The sequence below is a fragment of the Pseudomonas sp. ADAK2 TE3594 genome, assembly GCF_053628675.1.
Genome location: NZ_JBRJGV010000001.1, coordinates 4020357 through 4040034, shown reverse-complemented (window position 1 = coordinate 4040034; position 19678 = coordinate 4020357). Strand labels below are relative to the sequence as shown.

Here is a 19678-nt window from a genome sequence, read left to right as displayed (position 1 = left end):
TTCAGCGCGGTTGTTGGCAGGCGCTGTTCGATTTGACCGGGTGTTTGTTGATTGACTGTTGCCTGGCAAACAGTTGCGTGGGCAACAGTGCGTGAGGCGATGGAGTCGTTTATAAAGAATCTCTGTTATTCCGTAAAAGACATTAAATTAATATTTATATTCAATTTGGAAATATAAGGTTTATGTAGGAGCTGCCGAAGGCTGCGATCTTTTGATCCGATACCCACTATCGAGAGCGTTGATTTCTACCCTTCGAGCGGCACGGGTAGCCTGTGTTCATTGCCCCAAACACAGATCTGCGGACGTCCGAAATGAAATCTCTGCTCGCCACTTTCTTGCTGCTCGCCATCTCCGTTCTCGCCGGATGTGCCAGCCATGTTTCACCGGAATTGCGGCCCTACACCGTTGAAGAAACCCGGGAACTGGCGCTGGAGGCCCTGAATCGTCGTGGCTTGTCCTTTGAGGAGTACCATGCGAAGAAAGCCGAATTGCTCGGCCAGCCGGCAAAATCGTTCAGTTTCGACAAACAAGGCGAGATGAACGCCGAGCGCGCGGTACAGCTGCACGGCCGCCCAAGCTGAGCGACGACTGTACTGCTCGAACTTTCACGCAACTGTCCATGGGTTTTGCTCAAGGCGTGCGATAGGGTCAATACCTGACTGACCCTGATGGATTGTCCCCCATGACACTCTCGCTCGACCTGCTGCTGGGCTTTGCCCTGTTTGCCCTTGTCACCTCGATCACTCCTGGCCCGAACAACACCATGCTGCTGGCCTCGGGGGTGAATTTCGGTTTTAACCGCACCATTCCCCACATGCTGGGCATCACCTGCGGCTTCTTCGTCCTGGTGGTCGCCGTCGGTTTCGGCCTGGGCGCGGTGTTTCAAACCTATCCAATGCTTTACACCGTGTTGCGCTATGTCGGCGCGGCGTATTTGCTGTACCTGGCGTGGAAGATTGCTCATTCCGGGCCGGTCGCCGAGGGTGAACAGGGCGAGGGCAAGCCGATCAGTTATTTGGGCGCGGCAGCCTTTCAGTGGGTCAACCCCAAGGCCTGGATCATGGCCATCGGTGCCATCAGCACCTATACACCGATGCAGGGCTATTTCACCAATGTGATTGTGATTGCCGCGGTCTTCGCCTTGATCAACCTGCCAAGCGTCGGGGTGTGGGCCGGTTGCGGCACGCTGCTGCGCAATGTGCTGCGCGATCGCCGCTGGTTGCGGCTGTTCAACTGGGGTATGGCCTTACTGTTGGTGGCTTCGCTGTATCCGTTATTGCTCGACAGTTTTAGCTGACGCATTGCTTCATCCGGTGGCCCGATGCCTGTTAAGCTCGACTTCAGGAGCGTTCCTACGCACTTTTAAATGAAGTTGTTCTTCTTTAATGGCCTCCGATCAGGTATTGCTGTCGTTCTGAAAATTCGGCGTCGCTCATGAGGCTGCGCTTTGAAACTTCCAGTGACGAGCTTCCTGATCCCGGAACACGCTCTGCGAGTCTTTTATGAATAAACGTCCGTTGTATTTCGACTACGCCGCCACCACGCCGGTGGATGAGCGGGTCATCAAAGTCATGGTCGAGTGTCTGGGTTTCACCGGTAACTTCGGCAATCCAGCGTCCAATTCCCACGCCTTCGGCCAACAGGCCCGGCAATCGGTCGAGCAAGCACGGCGCCAGGTCGCCGAGTTGGTGGGCGCCCAGGCGGAACAGATCGTCTGGACCTCCGGCGCCACCGAATCCAACAACCTTGCCCTCAAGGGCGTGGCCCAGGCTCGCGGTGTGTCCGGCGGCCACATCATCACCAGCCAGATCGAACACAAAGCGATTCTCGACACTGCAAAACAGTTGCAGGACGCAGGCGTTGCGGTGACGTATCTGGTGCCCGATGCCGAAGGCCTGATTACTCCACAAGCGGTCAGCGAAGCGATGCGTGAGGACACCTTTCTGGTGTCATTGATGCTGGTCAATAACGAACTGGGCACTATCAACGACATCCCGGCCATCGGCCAGGTGGTGCGTGATCGCGATGCGTTATTTCACGTTGATGCGGCTCAGGGCGCGGGCAAAGTGGTGATCGATCTGGCCCGGTGGCCGGTGGATTTGATGTCGTTCTCGGCGCACAAGGTCTACGGTCCCAAAGGCATCGGCGCGTTGTATGTCGGTCCTCGTGCGCAGCAGCGTCTGCAGGCGCAGATCCACGGCGGCGGTCATGAGGGCGGGTTGCGTTCCGGCACGCTGGCGACGCACCAGATTGCCGCAATGGGTGCAGCCTTCGCGTTGGCGGCGCAATTGTTCGATGAAGAGAAAGCCACCATCGCGCGTCTGCGTGAACGCTTGCTCGAACCGCTGCTGAGCATCCCCGGCGTGCGTCTCAATGGCAGTTTGACCCAGCGCATTCCCCATACCTTGAGCCTGACTTTCAATGAAGGCGAGTTCAGTTCCGCGGCATTGAGCACCTCGATCGCGTTTTCCGCGACCTCGGCCTGTAATTCCGCCAGCAATGCGCCGTCCCATGTGCTGCTGGCCCTGGGGCATGACGCACGCTCGGCCAGTCGCACCATTCGCTTGAGCCTGGGGCGTTTCACCACCGAGCAGGATATCGATCAAGCGGTACACCTGATTAAAGCAGCTTGCGCCAGTGCTCCGGCATTCTGGGCGACAGGTCCTTAAGCGCCGATCCGATCGGCACCGAATAATAACGATGAGTGGTTAGCAGGAGACACAATGAGTACACAGCCTTTGACCAATGGATTGGTACCCCAGCGCCTGGAGCAAACCCGCGAGCTGATGAGCCGGGAGGGCATTCATGCTCTGCTGGTGCCGTCGGCCGACCCGCACCTGTCGGAATACCTGCCGGGCTATTGGCAGGGACGGCAGTGGCTGTCAGGTTTTCATGGCTCTGTGGGCACGCTGATCGTCACGCCGGATTTTGCCGGTGTCTGGGCCGACAGCCGCTATTGGGAACAAGCGAGCAAGGAGCTCAAGGGCAGCGGCATCGAACTGGTCAAGCTGCAACCGGGTCAACCCGGCCCGCTCGATTGGCTGGCCGAGCAAACCCCTGAAGGCGGTGTCGTCGCAGTCGATGGCGCGGTGATGGCTGTGACCTCCGCGCGTACTTTGAGCAGCAAACTCAAAGAGCGCGGCGCACGTCTGCGCACCGATATCGATCTGCTGAGTGAAGTCTGGAGTGATCGTCCAAGTCTGCCGAATGAGCCGATCTATCAACACTTGCCGCCTCAGGCGACGGTCAGCCGTGGCGAAAAACTCGCCAAACTGCGTGAGGTGCTGAAAGAGCGCGGTGCCGACTGGCACTTCATCGCCACCCTCGATGACATCGCCTGGCTGTTCAACCTGCGCGGCGGCGATGTGTCGTTCAATCCCGTGTTCGTGTCCTTCGCCCTGATCAGCCAGCAGCAGGCCACCTTATTCGTCGCCCTGAGCAAAGTGAGCGCCGAGCTGCGCGCCATTCTCGAACAGGACGGCGTGACTCTGCGCGATTACAGCGAAGTGGCCGTCGCCTTGCGCGCCGTGCCGAGCGGCGCAAGCCTGCAAGTCGATCCTGCGCGGGTCACGGCCGGTCTGCTGGATAATCTGAACAGCGACGTGAAGCTGCTCGAAGGCCTGAACCCGACCACCCTGGCCAAGTCGCAGAAAAGCCTGGCCGATGCCGAGCACATTCGTCGGGCAATGGAGCAGGACGGCGCGGCGCTGTGCGAATTCTTCGCCTGGCTGGAAGCGGCTTGGGGGCGTGAGCGCATCACCGAACTGACCATCGACGAACACCTGACCGCGGCGCGTACCCGACGTCCGGATTATGTGTCGCTGAGCTTCAACACCATCGCCGCGTTCAACGCCAACGGTGCGATGCCGCACTACCACCGCCACCGAAGAAGAACACGCGGTGATCGAGGGTGACGGCCTGTTGCTGATCGACTCCGGCGGCCAGTACCTGGGCGGTACCACCGACATCACCCGAATGGTGCCGGTGGGTACGCCGACTGACGAGCAGAAGCGCGATTGCACCCGCGTGCTCAAAGGCGTGATTGCACTCTCCCGCGCACAGTTCCCACGAGGCATTCTGTCGCCGTTGCTGGACGCTATTGCCCGTGCACCGATCTGGGCCGAAAGCGTCGACTATGGTCACGGCACTGGTCATGGCGTCGGCTACTTCCTCAATGTTCACGAAGGCCCGCAAGTCATCGCCTATCAGGCCGCGGCTGCACCGCAAACCGCGATGCAGCCGGGGATGATCACGTCCATCGAACCGGGCACTTACCGTCCGGGCCGCTGGGGTGTGCGGATCGAGAATCTGGTCTTGAACCGCGAGGCGGGCAAGAGCGAATTCGGTGAGTTCCTGAAATTCGAAACCCTGACCCTGTGCCCGATCGACACCCGTTGCCTGGAACCATCGCTGCTGACTGAAGACGAAAAGCAGTGGTTGAACGGTTATCACGCCGAGGTGCGTGAACGCCTGAGCCCGTTGCTCAATGGTGCGGCCCTCGAATGGTTGAACACCCGAACCGCGGCTATTTGAGCTGTTTGAATCCAGGCGCTGTGTCCAGTGCCTGGCTCATTTCATAGGCAGGCGTTGGCTATTGCGCACGCAGGGCTTCAAGGACGAAGTCCAGCCGATCCTGGCCGAAGAACAACTGATCACCGACAAACATGCTCGGCGCACCGAATACACCGCGTTGCACCGCTTCCTCGGTGTTTTCCTTGAGGGCGGTTTTGATGGTCTCATCGGCGGTCAGTGCCAGCACCTCGTTTGGATCGAAACCGTTTTGCGTCAGCACGGTGGCAACAGTCGCTGGATCATCGAGGCTGCATCCCTCAACCCAAAGGGCGTGAAACAGGCAATCGATAAACGCCTGAAAGCGGTCGGGATGGCGTAGTTGCATACCTGTGACAGCGCGCATCAGCATCAGGGTATTGATCGGGAAGTTCGGGTTGAACGTCAGCGGTACGCCATAGCGTTTGGCATAGCGGTCCAGGTCCTGAAACATGTAGCGACCCTTGGCCGGTACGGTGATGGGGGAAGCATTGCCAGTAGCTTTGAAGACGCCACCCAGCAGCATCGGTCTGTAGATCAGCTGACTATCGGTCTGTTTGCAGATTTTCGGCAGTTGGGTATGGGCCAGGTAAGTGGCGGGGCTGCCGAGGTCGAAAAAGAACTCCACGGTTTTGCTCATGATCGATGTGCTCTTCTTGTTGTTGTAGAGGAGGGCTTACCAGCGTTCGCTCCAGGGGCGCAGATCCAGCTCGAAGGTCCAGGCGTCCCGTGGCTGGCTGTGCAGGTACCAATAGTTGTCGGCGATGTGCTCGGGATTGAGGATGCCGTCCTGATCCTTGGTCGCGTATTTTTCCGGGAAGTTGTCGCGGATAAAGTCGGTATCGATGGCGCCATCAACTACGACGTGGGCGACGTGGATGTTCATCGGTCCCAGTTCACGGGCCATGCTTTGCGCCAAGGCGCGAATCCCGTGCTTGGCACCGGCGAAGGCGGCGAAACCCGCGGCGCCGCGCAAGCCAGCAGTGGCGCCGGTGAACAGGATCGTGCCTCGTTGGCGGGTGACCATGCGCTTGGCCACTTCACGGGCGTTGAGAAACCCTGAGAAACAGGCCATTTCCCAAATCTTGAAATACTTGCGGGCGGTTTCTTCGAGAATACTGCAAGGCACATTGGCGCCGATATTGAAGACGAACGCCTCGATGGGGCCGATCTCGGTTTCGATCTGCTCAATGAGTGCTATCACGTCTTCTTCATTACGCGCATCGCAGGCAAAACCGTGAGCCTCGCCGCCACTGGCTGTGATGGACTCTACCAATGGCTGGAGTTTGTCTGCGCTGCGACGTGTGACGCAGGCGACATAACCTTCACGGGCAAAACGTTTGGCGATGGCGCCGCCGGTGGCATCGCCTGCGCCGACGACCAATACGGTTTTCTTGTTATTGATTGCGGTGGTCATGGATATCGCCCTTTGCTGAACGGTCATTGACTGACGAACGTTAGCAGCATCGGGGCAAAGCGCCTATCGGGCTACGCAAGCCCGATAGAAAGGAAGGGGTTACTTGCAGATGACGATCATGCTGCGGCTGGTATAGCCGGCAGGGTTGAGGCCGAACGGATAGTCACCGGGCTCCTCCACCGCGTCGCCTGACTTGGCGATGACTTTGTAACCTTTGGGCGCGCACGAATTGGCGGCGCTGGTGTAGCACTTGTCCCACGACGACGAGAGCCCCGAACAGTTGATATGCAGTCCTTTCTTGCCGTGTTTCGTCTGGGGTTTCGAGGTCGCCGCGCAACCCGTGATTGCAAGTATGGCGATCAGTATCAAAATTCGTTTCATTGCTGTCCTTAATTGCGGCCCCGGATCTGTGCCTGGGTCTGCCTGCATTCGCTTTTGCTTGAAGCGTTCTGATATCCCTATCTGAAAAAATCCATGTCTGACACTGAGTTACGTAGCCTAAACATGGCCTAATTGAGCGGTAAATACCAGACCTTCGTCAATCTTGTTTCAATCCGCTGCGACCGCAGGCTTGGCGCTACTCCCCATGGTCATTGTCGCGCCGACGGAAGCCAGAATGATGCACAGGATAGCCATCCACTGTGACAGTGAAAGGTATTCATGGAGGAACAACAGGCCAGACAGTGCGCCGAACGCAGGCTCGATGCTCATCAATGTGCCAAAGGTCCGGGCGGGTATACGTGTGAGGGCGACCATCTCCAGGGTATAGGGCAGGGCAGTGGACAAAATGGCGACCCCGATGGCCACGGGAATCAACGAGGGGGTCAGTAACGCGGCGCCAGCGTGGACAATGCCGATGGGCGCTACGAACAGGGCGGCAATCATCACGCCCAATGCAGCGGTCTGCACCCCATTGTCAGCACCGGCCTTCTGGCCGAACAGTATGTACAGCGCCCAACAGACACCAGCACCAAGGGCATAACCTGCGCCGACCAGATCGATGCCTGCGCTCGTGGCACCTGTCGGAATCAATAGCAGTAAACCCAAGGCTGCCAGAGCGATCCATAGAAAGTCGATCGCTCGACGTGAGGCATAAATAGCGACTGCCAATGGGCCGGTGAACTCCAGGGCTACGGCGATACCCAGAGGGACTGTGCGCAAGGACATATAGAAGAGGAAATTCATGCCGCCCAACGCCATTCCGTAGACGATAACGGTGCGCAGGGATTTCGCGGTGAGCTTCGCTCGCCATGGGCGCAACAACAGCAGCATGATCACACTGGCAAAGATCAGTCGCAGGGTGGTCGTCCCTTGAGCACCGATAACCGGGAACATGCTTTTGGCCAGGGACGCTCCGGACTGGATCGATGCCATGGCTATCAAGAGCAGGCCAACCGAGAACAGGGTCGAGGCAAGGCTGCGGGGGTGGTCATTCATTACGTAGCATCGTCCGAAGTGGCAAGCGAGAGTATTGTTTTATGTGTTGGGCAATATACTGCGCATTCGTTGCGGGCGCGTCTATATATAAGGAGGGTTTTTGAACATCCTGATAGAAAAACCAAATCAGGGGTTGACGACAGATTCTGGAAGTCTATAATTCGCCCCACTTCCGGCGCAGTCGAAACGGAAAACTCCTTGGTAAACAAAGAGTTACGCAGTTTTCGGCAGCGGTTACGCTTCAGTTCATCGAAGCCAGAAGGAGTTGGTAGGGCAGTGTGTTTTCGCCTTATTGACGGTTCGATCATCTCGGTCGAAAGCGGAGAAAAAGAGGTGTTGACAGCAGCGAGTAACGCTGTAGAATTCGCCTCCCGCTAACGAGAGATCGAAAGCGCAAGTGGTTGAAGTTGTTAAAGATTTCCAAGCGAAACTTTGAAAACTTCTGAAAGTAACCGCTTGACAGCAACAGAGGCTGCTGTAGAATGCGCGCCTCGGTTGAGACGAAAGATCTTAACCAACCGCTCTTTAACAACTGAATCAAGCAATTCGTGTGGGTGCTTGTGGAGTCAGACTGATAGTCAACAAGATTATCAGCATCACAAGTTACTCCGCGAGAAATCAAAGATGTAACCAACGATTGCTGAGCCAAGTTTAGGGTTTCTTAAAAACCCAAAGATGTTTGAACTGAAGAGTTTGATCATGGCTCAGATTGAACGCTGGCGGCAGGCCTAACACATGCAAGTCGAGCGGCAGCACGGGTACTTGTACCTGGTGGCGAGCGGCGGACGGGTGAGTAATGCCTAGGAATCTGCCTGGTAGTGGGGGATAACGCTCGGAAACGGACGCTAATACCGCATACGTCCTACGGGAGAAAGCAGGGGACCTTCGGGCCTTGCGCTATCAGATGAGCCTAGGTCGGATTAGCTAGTTGGTGAGGTAATGGCTCACCAAGGCGACGATCCGTAACTGGTCTGAGAGGATGATCAGTCACACTGGAACTGAGACACGGTCCAGACTCCTACGGGAGGCAGCAGTGGGGAATATTGGACAATGGGCGAAAGCCTGATCCAGCCATGCCGCGTGTGTGAAGAAGGTCTTCGGATTGTAAAGCACTTTAAGTTGGGAGGAAGGGCAGTTACCTAATACGTAATTGTTTTGACGTTACCGACAGAATAAGCACCGGCTAACTCTGTGCCAGCAGCCGCGGTAATACAGAGGGTGCAAGCGTTAATCGGAATTACTGGGCGTAAAGCGCGCGTAGGTGGTTCGTTAAGTTGGATGTGAAATCCCCGGGCTCAACCTGGGAACTGCATTCAAAACTGACGAGCTAGAGTATGGTAGAGGGTGGTGGAATTTCCTGTGTAGCGGTGAAATGCGTAGATATAGGAAGGAACACCAGTGGCGAAGGCGACCACCTGGACTGATACTGACACTGAGGTGCGAAAGCGTGGGGAGCAAACAGGATTAGATACCCTGGTAGTCCACGCCGTAAACGATGTCAACTAGCCGTTGGGAGCCTTGAGCTCTTAGTGGCGCAGCTAACGCATTAAGTTGACCGCCTGGGGAGTACGGCCGCAAGGTTAAAACTCAAATGAATTGACGGGGGCCCGCACAAGCGGTGGAGCATGTGGTTTAATTCGAAGCAACGCGAAGAACCTTACCAGGCCTTGACATCCAATGAACTTTCCAGAGATGGATTGGTGCCTTCGGGAACATTGAGACAGGTGCTGCATGGCTGTCGTCAGCTCGTGTCGTGAGATGTTGGGTTAAGTCCCGTAACGAGCGCAACCCTTGTCCTTAGTTACCAGCACGTCATGGTGGGCACTCTAAGGAGACTGCCGGTGACAAACCGGAGGAAGGTGGGGATGACGTCAAGTCATCATGGCCCTTACGGCCTGGGCTACACACGTGCTACAATGGTCGGTACAGAGGGTTGCCAAGCCGCGAGGTGGAGCTAATCCCAGAAAACCGATCGTAGTCCGGATCGCAGTCTGCAACTCGACTGCGTGAAGTCGGAATCGCTAGTAATCGCGAATCAGAATGTCGCGGTGAATACGTTCCCGGGCCTTGTACACACCGCCCGTCACACCATGGGAGTGGGTTGCACCAGAAGTAGCTAGTCTAACCTTCGGGAGGACGGTTACCACGGTGTGATTCATGACTGGGGTGAAGTCGTAACAAGGTAGCCGTAGGGGAACCTGCGGCTGGATCACCTCCTTAATCGACGACATCAGCTGCTCCATAAGTTCCCACACGAATTGCTTGATTCATTGAAGAAGACGATAAGAAGCAGCCCTAACAGGTTGTAGCTTAGTTGGTTAGAGCGCACCCCATGCTTTGTGGTAAAGAGCAGGGTGAGGTCGGCCTTAAAGCTCGAAATTGGGTCTGTAGCTCAGTTGGTTAGAGCGCACCCCTGATAAGGGTGAGGTCGGCAGTTCGAATCTGCCCAGACCCACCAATTTTGTGTGGGAAACGCCTGTAGAAATACGGGGCCATAGCTCAGCTGGGAGAGCGCCTGCCTTGCACGCAGGAGGTCAACGGTTCGATCCCGTTTGGCTCCACCACTACTGCTTCTGTTTGTTGAAAGCTTAGAAATGAGCATTCCATCGTGACGATGGTGAATGTTGATTTCTAGTCTTTGATTAGATCGTTCTTTAAAAATTTGGGTATGTGATAGAAAGATAGACTGGATGACACTTTCACTGGTGTTGTTCAGGCTAAGGTAAAATTTGTGAGTTTAATCGCGAATTTTCGGCGAATGTCGTCTTCACAGTATAACCAGATTGCTTGGGGTTATATGGTCAAGTGAAGAAGCGCATACGGTGGATGCCTTGGCAGTCAGAGGCGATGAAAGACGTGGTAGCCTGCGAAAAGCTTCGGGGAGTCGGCAAACAGACTTTGATCCGGAGATGTCTGAATGGGGGAACCCACCTAACATAAGTTAGGTATCTTAAGCTGAATACATAGGCTTAAGAAGCGAACCAGGGGAACTGAAACATCTAAGTACCCTGAGGAAAAGAAATCAACCGAGATTCCCTTAGTAGTGGCGAGCGAACGGGGACTAGCCCTTAAGTGGCTTTGAGATTAGCGGAACGCTCTGGAAAGTGCGGCCATAGTGGGTGATAGCCCTGTACGCGAAAATCTCTTGGTCATGAAATCGAGTAGGACGGAGCACGAGAAACTTTGTCTGAATATGGGGGGACCATCCTCCAAGGCTAAATACTACTGACTGACCGATAGTGAACTAGTACCGTGAGGGAAAGGCGAAAAGAACCCCGGAGAGGGGAGTGAAATAGATCCTGAAACCGTATGCGTACAAGCAGTGGGAGCCCACTTTGTTGGGTGACTGCGTACCTTTTGTATAATGGGTCAGCGACTTATTTTCAGTGGCGAGCTTAACCGAATAGGGGAGGCGTAGCGAAAGCGAGTCTTAATAGGGCGTCTAGTCGCTGGGAATAGACCCGAAACCGGGCGATCTATCCATGGGCAGGTTGAAGGTTGGGTAACACTAACTGGAGGACCGAACCGACTACCGTTGAAAAGTTAGCGGATGACCTGTGGATCGGAGTGAAAGGCTAATCAAGCTCGGAGATAGCTGGTTCTCCTCGAAAGCTATTTAGGTAGCGCCTCATGTATCACTGTAGGGGGTAGAGCACTGTTTCGGCTAGGGGGTCATCCCGACTTACCAAACCGATGCAAACTCCGAATACCTACAAGTGCCGAGCATGGGAGACACACGGCGGGTGCTAACGTCCGTCGTGAAAAGGGAAACAACCCAGACCGTCAGCTAAGGTCCCAAAGTTATGGTTAAGTGGGAAACGATGTGGGAAGGCTTAGACAGCTAGGAGGTTGGCTTAGAAGCAGCCACCCTTTAAAGAAAGCGTAATAGCTCACTAGTCGAGTCGGCCTGCGCGGAAGATGTAACGGGGCTCAAACCATACACCGAAGCTACGGGTATCACTTAGGTGATGCGGTAGAGGAGCGTTCTGTAAGCCTGTGAAGGTGAGTTGAGAAGCTTGCTGGAGGTATCAGAAGTGCGAATGCTGACATGAGTAACGACAATGGGTGTGAAAAACACCCACGCCGAAAGACCAAGGTTTCCTGCGCAACGTTAATCGACGCAGGGTTAGTCGGTCCCTAAGGCGAGGCTGAAAAGCGTAGTCGATGGAAAACAGGTTAATATTCCTGTACTTCTGGTTATTGCGATGGAGGGACGGAGAAGGCTAGGCCAGCTTGGCGTTGGTTGTCCAAGTTTAAGGTGGTAGGCTGGAATCTTAGGTAAATCCGGGATTCTAAGGCCGAGAGCTGATGACGAGTTACCCTCTGGGTGACGAAGTGGTTGATGCCATGCTTCCAAGAAAAGCTTCTAAGCTTCAGGTAACCAGGAACCGTACCCCAAACCGACACAGGTGGTTGGGTAGAGAATACCAAGGCGCTTGAGAGAACTCGGGTGAAGGAACTAGGCAAAATGGCACCGTAACTTCGGGAGAAGGTGCGCCGGTGAGGGTGAAGCATTTACTGCGTAAGCCCACGCCGGTCGAAGATACCAGGCCGCTGCGACTGTTTATTAAAAACACAGCACTCTGCAAACACGAAAGTGGACGTATAGGGTGTGACGCCTGCCCGGTGCCGGAAGGTTAATTGATGGGGTTAGCTAACGCGAAGCTCTTGATCGAAGCCCCGGTAAACGGCGGCCGTAACTATAACGGTCCTAAGGTAGCGAAATTCCTTGTCGGGTAAGTTCCGACCTGCACGAATGGCGTAACGATGGCGGCGCTGTCTCCACCCGAGACTCAGTGAAATTGAAATCGCTGTGAAGATGCAGTGTATCCGCGGCTAGACGGAAAGACCCCGTGAACCTTTACTATAGCTTTGCACTGGACTTTGAATTTGCTTGTGTAGGATAGGTGGGAGGCTTTGAAGCGTGGACGCCAGTTCGCGTGGAGCCAACCTTGAAATACCACCCTGGCAACTTTGAGGTTCTAACTCAGGTCCGTTATCCGGATCGAGGACAGTGTATGGTGGGTAGTTTGACTGGGGCGGTCTCCTCCTAAAGAGTAACGGAGGAGTACGAAGGTGCGCTCAGACCGGTCGGAAATCGGTCGTAGAGTATAAAGGCAAAAGCGCGCTTGACTGCGAGACAGACACGTCGAGCAGGTACGAAAGTAGGTCTTAGTGATCCGGTGGTTCTGTATGGAAGGGCCATCGCTCAACGGATAAAAGGTACTCCGGGGATAACAGGCTGATACCGCCCAAGAGTTCATATCGACGGCGGTGTTTGGCACCTCGATGTCGGCTCATCACATCCTGGGGCTGAAGCCGGTCCCAAGGGTATGGCTGTTCGCCATTTAAAGTGGTACGCGAGCTGGGTTTAGAACGTCGTGAGACAGTTCGGTCCCTATCTGCCGTGGACGTTTGAGATTTGAGAGGGGCTGCTCCTAGTACGAGAGGACCGGAGTGGACGAACCTCTGGTGTTCCGGTTGTCACGCCAGTGGCATTGCCGGGTAGCTATGTTCGGAATAGATAACCGCTGAAAGCATCTAAGCGGGAAACTAGCCTCAAGATGAGATCTCACTGGGACCTTGAGTCCCCTGAAGGGCCGTCGAAGACTACGACGTTGATAGGTTGGGTGTGTAAGCGCTGTGAGGCGTTGAGCTAACCAATACTAATTGCCCGTGAGGCTTGACCATATAACACCCAAGCAATTTGCTGACCTGAAAAGGCGCCAGATTGCGGTGTGTGAAGACGAAACGAACCGAAAGTTCGAGAACAAACACACAAACTATCGCATACCCATTCGCTGGAGCGTGATCCGCAAGGAGAACGACCTGGCTACCGAATTTCTTGACGACCATAGAGCATTGGAACCACCTGATCCCATCCCGAACTCAGCAGTGAAACGATGCATCGCCGATGGTAGTGTGGGGTTTCCCCATGTGAGAGTAGGTCATCGTCAAGATTAAATTCCGAAACCCCTATCTGCGTATGCAGGTAGGGGTTTTGTTTTGTCCGCAGGAAAGTGCCGTGCTGGCTATTTTGGGTAAAGCTGCATTGTTCATGAAGTTCCGGGAGAACCGGCGCTAAAGTAGCCATGCCGTTTTTGGAATGGTGCAGCCCTTTTGCACGGGCTGATTTCAAGCCTACGAATCGGCACCTCCTCTACAGTCAAAGAGCTGCTGCAGAAATGCCTGAACCAATACCAATCAAGGATCACGAAAAAGAGACGCGCCTGGTCAACAAAAGACTGATGGCCTGCGCCTTGTTCGTCGTCGCTATTACCTGCGCGCTGGTGGTGCGCCTGTATGTTCTGCAGGTGGTCGAGTACGACTACCACTCGACGATCTCCGAAAACAACCGTGTACACGTATTGCCGATCGCCCCTACCCGCGGGTTGATTTATGACCGCAACGGCGTGCTTCTGGCGGACAACCGGCCCAGTTTCAACCTGACCATTACCCGCGAACGCGCCTCCGACGTCAAAGAAGAGCTGGATGAGGTGGTCAACCTCCTGCACCTGCCAGATGAAGACCGCACACTGTTCGACAAGGCGATGAAGCAGGCCCGGCACCCCTTCGTGCCCGTCACCTTGTTCTATGAACTCAGCGAAGAACAGATCGCCGTGCTGGCGGTCAACGAGTTCCGTCTGCCAGGGATCGACGTAGAGCCACAGTTCGTTCGCCACTACCCGATGGGCGCACACTTCGCACACTCGATCGGCTACGTCGGCCGCATCAACGAGAAAGAATCCAAAGCCCTTGATACGGTGGAATACCGTGGCACCCAATCCATCGGCAAGACCGGCATCGAGAAATTCTACGAACCCGAGTTGCACGGCCATGTGGGTTATGAAGAAGTCGAAACCAATGCTCAGGGCCGCGTGCTGCGAGTGCTCAAACACACCGATCCGATCCCCGGCAAAAACATCGTTCTGAGCCTCGACGTCAAACTTCAGGAAGCCGCCGAGGAAGCCTTGGGTGATCGTCGCGGTTCGGTGGTCGCTCTCGATCCGTCGACCGGCGAAGTGCTCGCGATGGTCAGCAAGCCAAGCTTCGACCCGAACCTGTTTGTGACCGGCATCAGCTTCAAGGAATACGCGGCGCTACATGATTCCATCGACCGGCCGCTGTTCAACCGCGTACTGCGCGGCCTCTATGCACCGGGTTCGACCATCAAGCCGGAAGTGGCCATTGCCGGCCTCGACGCCGGCGTCGTTACCCCGCAGACCCGCGTCTTCGACCCCGGTTACTACCAACTCCCGGACTTCGATCACAAGTACCGCAACTGGAACCACAGCGGCGATGGCTGGGTGGACATGGACGCGGCGATCATGCGCTCCAACGACACCTACTTCTACGACCTGGCCCACAAGCTGGGCATCGACCGACTGCATGACTACATGGCCATGTTCGGCCTCGGCGAGAAAGTCTCGCTGGACATGTTCGAAGAGTCTGCGGGGTTGATGCCATCCCAGGCCTGGAAGCGCGCCACTCGCCGTCAGGCATGGTTCCCGGGTGAAACCGTGATCCTTGGCATCGGCCAGGGCTACATGCAGGTCACGCCTCTGCAACTCGCCCAGGCTACAGCGCTGATTGCCAACAAGGGTGTATGGAACCGACCACACCTGGCCAAAACGGTGGATGGTGTAGCGCCGGTGGACGAGCATCCGATGCCGAACATCCTGCTCAAGGACCCGCGTGACTGGGAGCAGGTCAACCACGGCATGCAGATGGTGATGCACGACGCTCGCGGGATTGCCCGAGCGGCAGCGGCGGGGGCTCAATACCGTATCGCCGGCAAGAGTGGTACGGCGCAAGTGGTGGCGATCAAGCAGGGTGAACGCTACAACCGGGCGAAAACCCTGGAGCGTAACCGTGACAACGCCTTGTTCGTCGGTTTTGCCCCGGCCGAGCATCCGAAGATTGTCATTTCGGTGATGATCGAAAACGGCGAGGCTGGTGGTCGCGTCGCCGGTCCCGTGGTGCGGCAGATCATGGACGCCTGGTTGCTCGATCAGGACGGCCACCTGAAGCCGCAATACGCCGTGCCGAGCAAAGCGCCGAGCGACCCTCACGTCTAACGATCAAAGCTTCACAGCACAGGCTCACGAATGCTGAGCATGTGCTGGAAGCTCTCCAGAAACACGGTTTCGGCCTGACTCATCTTCTGCTCGCGATTCCACAACAGCTGGATATCGAAATCCACCACTCCATCTTCCGGCGGCAAACGCCAGAGCAAGCCTTGCTCGACATCCCTGCGCACCAAGTGTGTCGGTAGACAGCCAATGCCGAAACCTGCGCAGATCAAACGATAAATTTCTTCGAAACTCGTTGATGACGCAACGATCTTGCCAGTGAATCCTTGTTGATCGCGAAACAGTGTCAACGGCGACAGATTGCCCCCGAGCTGGTCGCTGGTGAAGCTCACGAAATTCTCCGCCGCGAGCTGTTCCAGGGTCAGGTTCTTTTGTCCGAACAGTCGATGGCGCTGCCCACAAAAGTACGCATAAGTCTCGCGAAACAGTACTCGCTGTTCCAGTCGCGGCTGCGGTAAACGGCACAAGCCAACGCCAACGGTCGCGGTCTTTTGCAGCAGTGAACTAATGATGTTCGAGCTGCCCATCACTTCGACTTCAAATTCGATTTTCGGATGTGTTTCGTGGAAATCGGCGAGGAACTCGTCGTAATGTCGTGCTTGCACGCCGCTGACGGTAAGGATGCGAATCTTGCCAACCACGTCATCGTTACGACTCTCCACCACCGTGCCCAGCCGTGAAATATCTCCATAAATGTCTGCCGCAATGCGCAGGACTTCCTCCCCGGTTTCCGTCAGATCAAACCGTCGCCCGCTGCGGGCAATCAACACACATTCCAATTGCTCTTCCAGCCGTTTCAACGCCTGGCTGACGGCTGACTGCGTGATGTGCAATCGCGCGGCGGCCCGGCTCATGCTGCCTTCCTGGCCGATCACCAAATAGGTGCGCAACAGGTTCCAGTCGAGGCGGTCATTCAGAAAGCGGCGACCAACCCAAGGGTTAGAAATGGAGGGCATAAAAATTCCATGTAGTAGCAAGGCTAATAGTAAAGATAAGAATTTGAAAATTGACTAATCCTGGCACGGAAGCGATAAAGCTAACAAGCGCCACAGAGTGCAATCCGTAAACAGCCTTCAGTACCTGCCCAAAACTATAAATACACAGGGTCCTTGCATGCACACTACCCCTCAACCGCGTCGAGCGGCGGCGGCAGCCTTCATTGGCACGACCATCGAGTTCTACGACTTTTACATTTACGCCACGGCGGCGGCGCTGGTGCTCGGGCAAGTGTTCTTTCCCAGCCACGACCCGGTGATGAGCACCCTGGCAGCGTTCGGCAGTTTCGCCGTCGGCTTCATCGCTCGCCCAATGGCCGGCATGGTGTTCGGTCATTTGGGTGATCGCCTCGGTCGCAAGAAAATGCTGCTGGTGACCATGGCGTTGATGGGACTGGCCACCGCCGGCATCGGGATGTTGCCGAGCTACGCCAGCGCCGGTATCTGGGCGCCGATCGGCCTGATTGTGCTGCGGTTGATCCAGGGCATTTCGGTCGGCGGCGAGTGGGGCGGGGCGGTGCTCATGGCCAGCGAGCACGCACCGGTCAAGCGCAAGACTTTCTATGCATCGTTCGCGCAACTCGGTAGCCCGGCCGGTTTGCTGCTGGCGTTGATCGCCTTTCGTCTGGTGACCTCCCTTGAACCAGAGGACTTCCTCGCCTGGGGCTGGCGTCTGCCGTTTCTCGCCAGCGGTGTGCTGATGATGGTCGGCCTGATGATCCGCTCCGGGGTGCATGAGTCGCCGGAATTCGCCAAGGCGAAGGACAACAACGAGACCGCCAAATACCCGGTGAAGGATGTGATTCGAACCTGCTGGCGGCAGATCCTGTTCGCCGCCGCCGCGGTGACCATCGGTTCGGCCGGGTTCTTCTTCACCAACACGTTCATGATCACTTACGTCACCCAGTATCAGGGCATCCCGCGCTCGACGATTCTCGATTGCCTGTTCCTGGTGACCGTCATTCAGCTGCTCTCGCAACCGCTCTCCGCGCTGCTGGCCGAGCGCATCGGCGAAGGCCGCTTCCTCAAACTCGTCGCATTGCTGTGCATGGTCACGCCGTACCCGATGTTCATGCTGGTGGGCACACAGAACATTGTGCTGATGACTGTCGGCATCGCTCTGGCGGTGGTGATTCTCTCGGCGCTGTACGCAGTGATCGCCGGTTACATGACCCAGGCGTTCCCGGTGCACCTGCGCTACTCGGGCATTTCTATCGCATACCAGTTGAGTTGCGCCTTGGCCGGCGGCACCACGCCGCTGATCGGCACGCTGCTGGCGAGCAAGTTTTCCGGGCAGTGGCTGCCATTGGCGGTGTTCTTCACGTTGCTGTCGGCCCTGTCCTTGATCGGTGTTTGCGGCCTGGCCCGCCTGCGCGCCAACCCGGTCGTCACCCAAGCTGCTAAAGAGGTGTATTTGTGAGTAAACCTGAACACATTGGCCCGGTTGAATGGCAAGCCCGTTGCGAACTGGCTGCGCTGTATCGCCTGGTCGCGCACTTTCGCATGACCGACCTGATCGACACCCACATCACCCTGCGAATTCCGGGGCCTGAGCATCATTTCCTGATCAACCGCTACGGGGTGATTTTTGACCGCATGCGCGCTTCGGACCTGGTGCGTATCGATCAGGACGGGCGAGTGGTCGATCCGGAATATGAAGGTCATCGGGTCAACGCCGCCGGCTTCGTCATTCACTCGGCGATCCACATGGCCCGCCCGGACCTCAACTGCGTGATCCACACTCACACGGCTGCCGGCATGGCGGTCGCCGCCCAGAAGCAAGGCTTGCTGCCGATCAGTCAGCACGCGCTGAAGTTCTACGGCAAGTTGGCGTATCACACCTATGAAGGCATCGCCCTGTCGCTGGATGAGCGCGAGCGTTTGATTGCCGATCTGGGCCCGCACCGGGCGATGATCCTGCGCAATCATGGCTTGTTGGTCGGCGGTTCGGGCGTGGCCCAGGCGTTCCAGGAAATTCACTTCCTGGAACGTGCCTGTCAGGCGCAGGTTCAGGCACTGTCCGGTGGTTCGGCGCTGCATTACCCGTCCCCGGAAGTGTGCGCACATACCGCCGAACAGTTTGACCGTGATGAACAGGACAACATCATCGACCTGGCCTGGGAGGCCGCCCTGACCCTGATCGAATCCCAGCGCGAGTCCTATTTGTCATGAGCCCTGTCATCAACACCGTGGTTTTGCTGTCCCGTGACACCCTGCTGCTCAAGCAATTGCAGGCTGCGTTTGCCCGCAGTGCGCCGCAACTCGCCACGGTGTTGGCCGATGATCCACAAGCCGCCAACGCGCAGATTGCCGCGTGCTGGTTTCCCTTGCCGGGCAGCCTCGGCGCATTGCCGAACCTGCAAGTCATTCACTCGGTGGCCGCCGGTATCGATCACCTCGATCACGACCCGTCGTGTCCGGACTTGCCGGTGTGCCGAGTGGTCGATCCCGGCCACCGCCAAGGCATGACCGAGTACGTGCGCTGGGCGGCAATTCACTATCATCGTGGTTTCGATCAAGTGCTGCTGCAGCAACAGGACCAGCGTTGGGAGCGGCCGCTGCAACGGGCGGCGAGGCAGTTCAAGGTCGGGGTGATGGGGCTTGGGTCGTTGGGCAGTGCCATCGCCCAGGATCTGGCTGCCGCCGGTTACGACGTTCGTGGTTGGGCGCGCCGCAGCAAGGACTTGCCGGGCGTACAGACGTTCGCCGGTGCGGAAAAACTGAACCCGTTTCTCGATGGATTGGAGTTGCTGATCAACCTGTTACCGCTGACCAGCGAAACCCGCGGCATCCTCGGCAGTGCAACGTTCGAGCGGCTCGCCAATGGCGCCGCGCTGGTCAATTGTGGTCGGGGCGGGCATCTGAATATCGACGACCTCGAACACGCGCTGGCCCGGGGAAAACTGCGCGGCGCTTTACTGGATGTTTTCGAACAAGAACCGCTGCCGGTCGATCACCGTCTCTGGACAATGCCCGGCGTCACCATCACCCCGCACATGGCATCCGCGGCTTCCCACGACTGTATCGCCGAACAAGTAGCAGAGAACTTTCGCCGTTTAAATACCGGTGAGCCGTTATTGAATTGTGCGGACCGAACACTCGGTTATTAATAAGAAAGCGCCTTGCAAACTCGCCCATTGAGTTGGGCGACGTATAACAACAATCCCTCACCTCGAACGTTTTACTGC

At 56.5% G+C, this 19678-nt stretch carries 12 protein-coding genes, 2 tRNA genes, 3 rRNA genes and 1 pseudogene; 13 read left to right on the top strand and 5 right to left on the bottom strand.

Going from position 1 to position 19678, the window contains the following annotated elements:
* Positions 1 to 311 precede the first annotated feature (311 nt).
* From AB7M22_RS17825 to AB7M22_RS17810, 4 genes and pseudogenes are all read left to right on the top strand, one after another.
* Entirely contained in the window at positions 312 to 581 is a 270-nt protein-coding gene (locus AB7M22_RS17825) for a hypothetical protein (protein WP_454187289.1), read from the top strand.
* Between the two features lie 101 nt (positions 582 to 682).
* The gene (locus AB7M22_RS17820) at positions 683 to 1297 is read left to right on the top strand and encodes a LysE family translocator (RefSeq protein ID WP_008006486.1); all 615 of its coding nucleotides are present in this window, start codon (positions 683 to 685) and stop codon (positions 1295 to 1297) included.
* Between the two features lie 205 nt (positions 1298 to 1502).
* Positions 1503 to 2669 (top strand): aminotransferase class V-fold PLP-dependent enzyme, encoded by a 1167-nt coding sequence (locus tag AB7M22_RS17815; RefSeq protein WP_454187288.1) that lies wholly within the window; start codon positions 1503 to 1505, stop codon positions 2667 to 2669.
* Between the two features lie 54 nt (positions 2670 to 2723).
* Positions 2724 to 4533, top strand: a pseudogene (locus AB7M22_RS17810) (aminopeptidase P family protein).
* 58 nt (positions 4534 to 4591) lie between these two features.
* Here AB7M22_RS17810 and AB7M22_RS17805 read toward each other — a convergent pair.
* From AB7M22_RS17805 to rhtA, 4 genes are all read right to left on the bottom strand, one after another.
* Positions 4592 to 5188, bottom strand: a complete 597-nt coding sequence (locus AB7M22_RS17805; RefSeq protein WP_454187287.1) for a 2-hydroxychromene-2-carboxylate isomerase — start codon at positions 5186 to 5188, stop codon at positions 4592 to 4594.
* A gap of 36 nt (positions 5189 to 5224) precedes the next feature.
* On the bottom strand, positions 5225 to 5965 hold the full coding sequence (locus AB7M22_RS17800) for an SDR family oxidoreductase (protein ID WP_454187286.1): 741 nt from the start codon (positions 5963 to 5965) through the stop codon (positions 5225 to 5227).
* Between the two features lie 99 nt (positions 5966 to 6064).
* Positions 6065 to 6346 (bottom strand): hypothetical protein, encoded by a 282-nt coding sequence (locus AB7M22_RS17795; protein WP_008006497.1) that lies wholly within the window; start codon positions 6344 to 6346, stop codon positions 6065 to 6067.
* A 168-nt stretch (positions 6347 to 6514) separates the two neighbouring features.
* Positions 6515 to 7402 (bottom strand): threonine/homoserine exporter RhtA, encoded by an 888-nt coding sequence (rhtA, locus tag AB7M22_RS17790; RefSeq protein ID WP_454187285.1) that lies wholly within the window; start codon positions 7400 to 7402, stop codon positions 6515 to 6517.
* Between the two features lie 681 nt (positions 7403 to 8083).
* Here rhtA and AB7M22_RS17785 point away from each other — a divergent pair.
* From AB7M22_RS17785 to mrdA, 6 genes are all read left to right on the top strand, one after another.
* Positions 8084 to 9622 (top strand): 16S ribosomal RNA (locus AB7M22_RS17785).
* Positions 9623 to 9783: 161 nt separating this feature from the next.
* Positions 9784 to 9860 (top strand) — tRNA-Ile (locus AB7M22_RS17780).
* 30 nt (positions 9861 to 9890) lie between these two features.
* Positions 9891 to 9966, top strand: a tRNA-Ala gene (locus AB7M22_RS17775).
* Positions 9967 to 10201: 235 nt separating this feature from the next.
* Positions 10202 to 13093 (top strand): 23S ribosomal RNA (locus AB7M22_RS17770).
* A gap of 153 nt (positions 13094 to 13246) precedes the next feature.
* A 5S ribosomal RNA gene (gene rrf / locus AB7M22_RS17765) occupies positions 13247 to 13362 on the top strand.
* The 16S, 23S and 5S rRNA genes sit together here with 2 tRNA genes alongside, the layout of an rRNA operon.
* A gap of 225 nt (positions 13363 to 13587) precedes the next feature.
* The gene (gene mrdA, locus AB7M22_RS17760; RefSeq protein WP_454187284.1) at positions 13588 to 15480 is read left to right on the top strand and encodes a penicillin-binding protein 2; all 1893 of its coding nucleotides are present in this window, start codon (positions 13588 to 13590) and stop codon (positions 15478 to 15480) included.
* Between the two features lie 11 nt (positions 15481 to 15491).
* Here mrdA and AB7M22_RS17755 read toward each other — a convergent pair whose 3' ends face one another.
* Entirely contained in the window at positions 15492 to 16451 is a 960-nt protein-coding gene (locus AB7M22_RS17755) for a LysR family transcriptional regulator (protein ID WP_454187283.1), read from the bottom strand.
* A 157-nt stretch (positions 16452 to 16608) separates the two neighbouring features.
* Between AB7M22_RS17755 and AB7M22_RS17750 the strand changes: the two genes are divergently transcribed.
* From AB7M22_RS17750 to AB7M22_RS17740, 3 genes are read left to right on the top strand one after another with little or no spacing between them, the layout of a single operon-like run.
* Entirely contained in the window at positions 16609 to 17910 is a 1302-nt protein-coding gene (locus AB7M22_RS17750) for an MFS transporter (protein WP_454187282.1), read from the top strand.
* Positions 17907 to 18662, top strand: coding sequence for a class II aldolase/adducin family protein (locus AB7M22_RS17745; RefSeq protein ID WP_454187281.1), 756 nt, complete (start codon positions 17907 to 17909; stop codon positions 18660 to 18662). The genes AB7M22_RS17750 and AB7M22_RS17745 overlap by 4 nt, the downstream gene beginning before the upstream one ends.
* Positions 18659 to 19600, top strand: a complete 942-nt coding sequence (locus tag AB7M22_RS17740) for a 2-hydroxyacid dehydrogenase (RefSeq protein WP_454187280.1) — start codon at positions 18659 to 18661, stop codon at positions 19598 to 19600. Before AB7M22_RS17745 ends, AB7M22_RS17740 begins: the two co-directional genes overlap by 4 nt.
* Positions 19601 to 19678 lie beyond the last annotated feature (78 nt).

Excerpts from the sequence above, each read along its gene's own strand:
- AB7M22_RS17805 (WP_454187287.1), bottom strand. The coding sequence starts at position 5,188 with ATGAGCAAAACCGTGGAGTTCTTTTTCGACCTCGGCAGCCCCGCCACT.
- AB7M22_RS17795 (WP_008006497.1), bottom strand. The coding sequence starts at position 6,346 with ATGAAACGAATTTTGATACTGATCGCCATACTTGCAATCACGGGTTGC.
- AB7M22_RS17740 (WP_454187280.1), top strand. The coding sequence starts at position 18,659 with ATGAGCCCTGTCATCAACACCGTGGTTTTGCTGTCCCGTGACACCCTG.
- rhtA (WP_454187285.1), bottom strand. The coding sequence starts at position 7,402 with ATGAATGACCACCCCCGCAGCCTTGCCTCGACCCTGTTCTCGGTTGGC.
- AB7M22_RS17825 (WP_454187289.1), top strand. The coding sequence starts at position 312 with ATGAAATCTCTGCTCGCCACTTTCTTGCTGCTCGCCATCTCCGTTCTC.
- AB7M22_RS17815 (WP_454187288.1), top strand. The coding sequence starts at position 1,503 with ATGAATAAACGTCCGTTGTATTTCGACTACGCCGCCACCACGCCGGTG.
- AB7M22_RS17800 (WP_454187286.1), bottom strand. The coding sequence starts at position 5,965 with ATGACCACCGCAATCAATAACAAGAAAACCGTATTGGTCGTCGGCGCA.
- mrdA (WP_454187284.1), top strand. The coding sequence starts at position 13,588 with ATGCCTGAACCAATACCAATCAAGGATCACGAAAAAGAGACGCGCCTG.
- AB7M22_RS17755 (WP_454187283.1), bottom strand. The coding sequence starts at position 16,451 with ATGCCCTCCATTTCTAACCCTTGGGTTGGTCGCCGCTTTCTGAATGAC.
- AB7M22_RS17750 (WP_454187282.1), top strand. The coding sequence starts at position 16,609 with ATGCACACTACCCCTCAACCGCGTCGAGCGGCGGCGGCAGCCTTCATT.
- AB7M22_RS17820 (WP_008006486.1), top strand. The coding sequence starts at position 683 with ATGACACTCTCGCTCGACCTGCTGCTGGGCTTTGCCCTGTTTGCCCTT.